Origin of the sequence: Streptomyces sp. 549 (assembly GCF_030124175.1) — a bacterium.
Classification (GTDB): domain Bacteria; phylum Actinomycetota; class Actinomycetes; order Streptomycetales; family Streptomycetaceae; genus Streptomyces.
The window spans coordinates 49,957-56,054 of the sequence record NZ_JASKMT010000033.1 but is presented as its reverse complement, the minus strand read 5'-3'; the positions used below and the strand labels follow the sequence as shown (position 1 = coordinate 56,054).

Genomic DNA, 6,098 nt, shown 5'->3' with positions numbered 1-6,098 from the left:
TGCCGTGGCAGCGGCACCCAGGGGGGTGGGGCACACGGCGGTGGTGCGCACGCGGGCGGCCCGCACGTCCGGGACGGGGGCCCGTCCCGGACGTGCGGGCCGCGCTCACCACACGTGCGCCGTCCGTCAGGGCAGGTTGCGGACGTGCGGGCCGACCACCGAGGACCAGGCGTTGTTCGCCGTCGCGTCCCAGTTGGTGGACCAGGTCATCGCACCCCGGATGTCGGGGTACGTGCGGGACGGCTTGAACGAGCCGCAGTTGGTGCCGCGGGCCAGGCAGTCCAGCGCGTCGGTCACCACCTTCGGCGCGACGTAGCCCGAGCCCGCGCCGCGGGTCGAGGCGGGCAGGCCCAGTCCGACCTGGGAGGCGTCCAGGCCGCCCTGGAGCTGGATGCAGGCCAGCGCGGTGAGGAAGTCCACCGAGCCCTGGCTGTAGACCCTGCCGTCGCATCCCAGCATCGAACCGCTGTTGTAGTACTGCGTGTTGACGACCGTGAGGATGTCCTTCACGTTCAGCGCCAACTTGAAGTACTCCGAGGACGTGGACTGCATGTCGAGCGTCTGCGGGGCCATGGTGAGCACCATGCCCGGTCCCGCCTTCGCCGACAGGGAGCGCAGCGCCTGCGTGAGATAGGTGCTGTTGATGCCGTGCTCCAGGTCGATGTCGACTCCGCCGAAGCCGTACTTCTGCATCAGCGCCCAGGTGCTGTCCGCGAAGCGGGTCGCCGTCGTGGGACTGTTGACCGTGACGTTGCCCAGTTCACCGCCGACCGAGATGATCACCGACTTGCCGGCCGCCTTCTTCGCGGCGACGTCGGAGATGAACTCCGCCTCCGAGGCGTAGCCGAGCGCCGGGTCGAGGTTGAAGGTGATCTCACCCGGCACGTTGGTGGAGTCTGCGAAGGACACCGCGATGATGTCGTACGCGTTCTGCACGTTGCGCAGCTTCTGCACGGTCGCGCCGTTGTCGAAGTTCTGCCAGTAGCCGGTCACCGCGTGCTTGGGCACGCCCGGGCTGGGGTTGCCGCCCGAGGGCCGGGTGGTGGCGGTCACCGGGGACGAGCGCGCGGACTCGCCGGCGCCGTTGACGGCACTGACCCGGAACTCGTAGGAGGTGGCGGCGGTCAGGCCGCTGACGGTCGCGGAGGTTCCGGTGGGCGACTGCACCCGCTGCCCGTCGCGGTACACGTGGTAGCCCGTCGCGCCCTGCACGGCAACCCAGTTGAGGGTGACGGAGGAGGACGTGGTGGAGCCGACCGCGAGCGAGCCCGGCACACCCGGCGGCACGGGGTCGGGATCACCGGGTGCGTCGCCGGGGCCGGTCAGCGTGAGGTCGTCGGCGTGGTAGGCGGCCTGGCCGTACCAGCCGTGCGTGTAGACGGTCACCGAGGTGGTGTTGGGCCCGGTGCGGAAACCGGTGGTGAGCCGCTGCCAGCCGGAGCCGCCGGGCGTCCAGGTGGACACGTCGGTGGTGCCGGTGCCGGACGCGCCCAGGTAGACGTACGAGCCCTGGACGTAGGCGCCGAGCTGGTAGTTCTCGTTCGGCCTGACGGTGACCACCTGCGAGCAGCGTGCGTGGTCGCTGCCGGCGGGGGTGGCCCGCAGTGCCGAGGCGCCCGAGCGCACCGGGTTGCTCACGGTCTGGCCGCTGCCGTTGGCGCAGCTCCAGCCGGACAGGCCCGACTCGAAGCCGGGGTTGCTGAGGAGATTGGGTTCGGCGGCGCCGGCGTTGCCGGCCAGTCCGCCGGTGACCAGACCGGCGGCGGCCACAAGCGCGGCGAGCGCGCCGCTGAGCAGCCGTCTGCTGCCCCGTGGGGTGGAGCGTTCCACGACATGCCTCCAGGCATAGGAATGCGGGGGGTGCGAGATGCGGGAGTACGGGGGGAGTACTCGGAGGAGTGGAGGTGCGCTGGCTGGGGAGACGCAGGGGAGGACGGACGGCGGCCACCGTTACTGTTGCTGCGGAAGACTGGTCCAGACCAATGGGGTTGTCAAGGGTTCACGCACCGATCCGCGCCCCGCGCGCGTGTGCGAGAGCCGGTGCCGGCGACCGCCGCCCGGCCGGGGAGCCCGCCGGTATGTGCCGCCGTCAACTGTTCACCGGCGCGTCCCGCCCGGCTAGGCTGCCGTGACAGGAAGACCACACAAGGTGATGTACGACAGTCGTTCCGCAAGGCCCGGGCCGGGGAACGCTGCGGGAAGCCGCACCGAGCCGGACCGCCCAACAGGACCGCAGGCAAGGACAGAAGGCCACCAGGACAGAAGGCGGGGAAGAAGACCAGGTGCCCACCGCGATCGCCGTCACCAGTCCCGAGCTGGTGCTCCCGCCGCCGGACCGGCAGACGCCGCCGGCCCACGTCCTCACCGCCCCCGCCGACCAGCCACTCGACGCGGCGCTGGCCGAGACCCGCCAACTGCTCGACCACCACGGCTACCTCGTCACCGTCTACCCGCACTCGCTGCCGCGCGCCTTCCGCGAGCGGCTGCACACCGTGCGGTCCGTGCTGGAGAGCGACCGCATCGCGCTGGTCCGCACCGACCTGCCGCCGCTGGCGCTGGCCGTGCTCGTGCGGCAGCTGCGGCAGCTGTCCGTCACCGACTTCCCCGCCGGGGTGCTCGCCGCCGCGATCCGCCTGCTGTCGCACTACATCCACGCCGGAGCGCTGCTCAACTCGGTCGCCCGCCTGGACCACGTCCCGGTCTCGCTCACCTCCCACGCCAGGTCCTGGGTCCCCGGCAGCCAGTTCGCGGTGCTCACCACCCCGGCCCCGCAGCTCATCAAGCTCGGCGGCGGCAGCACGCTCAAGGGCCCCGACTACGCCACCCGGCTGGTCACCGCCGCCGGCCAGCTCAACTCCGACTGGCCCGACACCGCGCTCGCCGCCCACTGGCAGGTCAGCGGCGTCGAACAGGTCGCCCTGCCACCGGAGTCCGCCGGATGGTGGGGGACGGGCAAACTCGTCGAGTTCGCCGCGGCGATCCCCGACATCTCCGTGCTCTACCAGGTCGTCAGCTCCGTGCAGCGCACGCTGTGCCACTGGTGCGGCCTTCAACTCATCGGCGACCGCTGCGCGTTCTGCGACTCACCGGTCGTTCCCGGCGCGCCGCCGCGCCTCAACCGCGCGGCCCCGGCAGCGCTCACCGCACGCCCCGGCATCCCGGCTTCGGCAGACGGGCAGACATAGACCGGTGCAGACGGCACCATTCGTTGTGCACACGTTCATACGCACGGCTCGCACGCACCGTTCACTGTCCCGGCCCCGAACGAGGTAGCTCCCGGTTATGAATTCCCGCCAGCGCCGCGGCGTCATCCTGCTGGTCCTGTCGATCGTCGGCGCGATCGCCGCCTTCGGCGGGGTGCTCTCGGTGATCAACAACGTGGAGTCGAAGGTCGGGCCCGAGGTGACGGCGTACGAGCTGAAGAGCGACGTCGAGCCCTACCAGGCCCTCGAACGGGACCAGTTCACCCGCATCAGCATGCCGGAGCGCTGGCTGCCGGAGACCGCCGTCACCGACCTCGCCCAGGTCGACGGCAAGATAGCCGTGAACCCGCTGCGCAAGGGCTCCCTGCTCCAGGCCGACATGATCGCCGACCGCCCCGCGCTCGACGCCGGGCAGCAGGAGATCGCCATCATGATCGACGCCGCCACCGGCGTCGCCGGGAAGATCACCCCGGGCTCGCGCGTCAACATCTACGCCACGTTCCGCGGCGAGGGCGACACCGAGTCCGTCTCCAAGGTGCTCGTCTCCGGAGCCCGCGTCATCGACGTCGGCCGGCTGACCAGCATCCGCCCCGAGGACAACGAGGACCCCACCGGCAGCGGCCAGGCCGTCCCCATCACCTTCGCGCTGGGCACCACCGACGCCCAGCGGGTCGCCTACGCGGAGTCCTTCGCCACCCACGTCCGGCTCGCCCTCGTCGCCCCGGGCGACGACGCCACCATCGACAAGGACGAGCGCAACTACACGCTGTCCGGGGACAAGTGAGGCAGCAGATGGTCATCCGAGTCATCCCCGCCACCCCCGACGCCGATCTCGCACGGGCCGTGCTGTCCCTGCTCGGCCAGCTGCCCGGCACCGAACCCGCCCCGCCCGTCGGCCACTCCACCGCACTGCTGGACCTGCTGGCGTCCGTCGCCGCCGAGTCCGTCGCCGACCTGCCCGAGGTCGTGCTCGTCCACGAGCGCATCGGACCCGTCCCGGCCCTGGAACTCATCCGTGAGATCGGGCTGCGCTTCCCCGCCGTCGGCACCGTGCTCATCACCACCGACGCCAGCCCGGCCGTCTACTCCGCCGCCATGGACTCCGGCGCCCGCGGCGTCATCGGCCTGCCGCTCACCTACGACGAACTGGCCGCGCGCACCCAGTCCGTCGCCCAGTGGGCCACCGGGGTGCGCCGCCACCTCGGCAGCGGCCCCGACGTGCTGCCGCCCACCGGCGGAACCGTCGTCGCCGTCGCCGGCGCCAAGGGCGGCGTCGGCACCACGCTCACCGCCGTGCAACTCGCCCTCGCCGCCCAGGCCGCCGGCGGCAGCGCCGCCCTCATCGACATGGACCTCCAGGCCGGCGACGTGGCGTCGTTCCTCGACGTGCAGTTCCGCCGGTCCGTCGCCGACCTCGCCGGCATCGGCGACCTGTCGCCGCGCGTGCTCCAGGACGCCGTCTTCGCCCACCCCTCCGGCCTCGCCCTGCTGCTCGCGCCCGCCGAGGGGGAGCGGGCCGAGGAGGTCACCGACGCCGTCGCCCGGCAGATCGTCACAGCGATGAGCACCCGCTACGACACCGTCGTCATCGACTGCGGCACCCAGCTCACCGCCGCCAACGCGGCAGCCGTCGAGATGGCCGACACCGCCGTGCTCGTCACCACCCCCGACGTCGTCGCCGTCCGCGGCGTCAAGCGCATGGTCAAACTGTGGGACCGGCTCCAGATCCGCAAGGCGGAGGAGACGGTGACCGTCGTCAACCGCCACACCCGCGGCACCGAGATCCAGCCGGCCCTCGTCCAGCAGATCACCGGCACCCTCATCGCCCGCACCACCGTCCCCGCCAACTTCCGCGAACTCCAGGGCTGCCTGGACGCCTCGCGCATGCATGAGCTGGACAGCCGCGGGGCAGTCAGACAAGCACTGTGGGCACTCGCCGGTGAACTCGGCCTCACCGGCCAGGCGGCTGCCCAGCAGCCCGGCAAGGGACTGGTCCGGCAAGGCGACCGCGGCGCTCTCGCCCTGCGACGCCGACGCGGCACGGCAGGGGAGCGCTGAACCATGCGGAGACAGCGGACCGGCACCGACCACGGGCAGACCACCGTGGAGTTCCTCGGCATGGCGCCGCTGATCCTGCTGGTCCTCGTCCTGCTGTGGCAGTTCGTCCTCGTCGGCTACACCTTCACCCTCGCCGGCAACGCCGCCGACGAGGCCGCCCGCGCCTGCGCGCTCGGCGAGAACGCCGGTGCCGCGGCGACGCGGGACCTCCCGGGCGCCTGGCAGGCCGGTGCGTCCACCTCCTGCGCCCGCAACCCCGGCGGCATGTCCACCGCAGGCGTCGACCTCAAGGTGCCGGTGCTGTTCCCCGGCAGCGTCAACTTCCCGTTCACCGTCACCGGTTCCGCCGGTGCGGCATCGGAGGCGCCCGAATGACCACCCCCCGCCCGCAGCTCCCACCCGCCCGCCCGCTGCTCCCGCCCGCCAGGCGGCTCCCGCCGCGCACCGCCCGCGACCGCGGGCAGGCGGCCATCGAGTTCATCGGCTTCCTGCCGCTGCTGCTGATCATCGCGCTGGCCGGTGTGCAGCTCGGCATCGTCGCCTACACCGCCTCCCAGGCCGGCAGCGGCGCCCGCGCCGCCGCCCGCTACGTCTCGCAGGACGACACCCGCAGCGCCACCGCGGGCGGCAAGCAGGCCATGAGCGGCTGGCTCGCCTCCCGCGCCGCGTTCGCCGAGCAGCGCCCGGCAGGCGAGGTCACCGTCACCGCCACCGTGCAGATCCCCTCCGTCATCCCCGGGATCGGCTTCGGCAGCGTCAGCAAGTCGGCCACCATGCCGCGAGCCAGGGACTGACGGCCGATGCGACCGGACCTCCCCGCACCGGGTACCCGCACAC

6 protein-coding genes are annotated in these 6,098 nt (G+C 72.4%); 5 read left to right on the top strand and 1 reads right to left on the bottom strand.

Annotated features, from left to right (window positions below; genetic code table 11):
- Positions 1–126: 126 nt before the first annotated feature.
- Entirely contained in the window at positions 127–1,830 is a 1,704-nt protein-coding gene (locus QNO07_RS25000; protein ID WP_283994678.1) for a chitinase, read from the bottom strand.
- Between the two features lie 452 nt (positions 1,831–2,282).
- On the opposite strand from QNO07_RS25000, the gene QNO07_RS24995 reads away from it, so the two are divergent.
- The 5 genes from QNO07_RS24995 to QNO07_RS24975 all read left to right on the top strand — a co-directional run bounded on the left by QNO07_RS24995 (position 2,283) and on the right by QNO07_RS24975 (position 6,055).
- Complete coding sequence (locus QNO07_RS24995; protein WP_283994677.1) at positions 2,283–3,185, top strand: hypothetical protein; 903 nt, start codon at positions 2,283–2,285, stop codon at positions 3,183–3,185.
- 97 nt (positions 3,186–3,282) lie between these two features.
- A complete protein-coding gene (gene cpaB / locus QNO07_RS24990; protein ID WP_283994676.1) occupies positions 3,283–3,987 on the top strand; it encodes a Flp pilus assembly protein CpaB in 705 nt (234 codons plus the stop codon).
- A gap of 8 nt (positions 3,988–3,995) precedes the next feature.
- Positions 3,996–5,261, top strand: a complete 1,266-nt coding sequence (locus QNO07_RS24985) for a CpaE/TadZ family protein (protein ID WP_283994675.1) — start codon at positions 3,996–3,998, stop codon at positions 5,259–5,261.
- A 3-nt stretch (positions 5,262–5,264) separates the two neighbouring features.
- Positions 5,265–5,636: a TadE/TadG family type IV pilus assembly protein gene (locus QNO07_RS24980; protein ID WP_283994674.1), complete on the top strand. Its 372-nt coding sequence runs from the start codon at positions 5,265–5,267 to the stop codon at positions 5,634–5,636.
- Positions 5,633–6,055: a TadE/TadG family type IV pilus assembly protein gene (locus QNO07_RS24975; protein ID WP_283994673.1), complete on the top strand. Its 423-nt coding sequence runs from the start codon at positions 5,633–5,635 to the stop codon at positions 6,053–6,055. The genes QNO07_RS24980 and QNO07_RS24975 overlap by 4 nt, the downstream gene beginning before the upstream one ends.
- Positions 6,056–6,098: the final 43 nt, after the last annotated feature.

What these genes read in the sequence shown, in the direction of transcription:
- cpaB (WP_283994676.1), top strand. Translation starts at nt 3,283, where the DNA reads ATGAATTCCCGCCAGCGCCGCGGCGTCATCCTGCTGGTCCTGTCGATC.
- QNO07_RS24985 (WP_283994675.1), top strand. Translation starts at nt 3,996, where the DNA reads ATGGTCATCCGAGTCATCCCCGCCACCCCCGACGCCGATCTCGCACGG.
- QNO07_RS24980 (WP_283994674.1), top strand. Translation starts at nt 5,265, where the DNA reads ATGCGGAGACAGCGGACCGGCACCGACCACGGGCAGACCACCGTGGAG.
- QNO07_RS24975 (WP_283994673.1), top strand. Translation starts at nt 5,633, where the DNA reads ATGACCACCCCCCGCCCGCAGCTCCCACCCGCCCGCCCGCTGCTCCCG.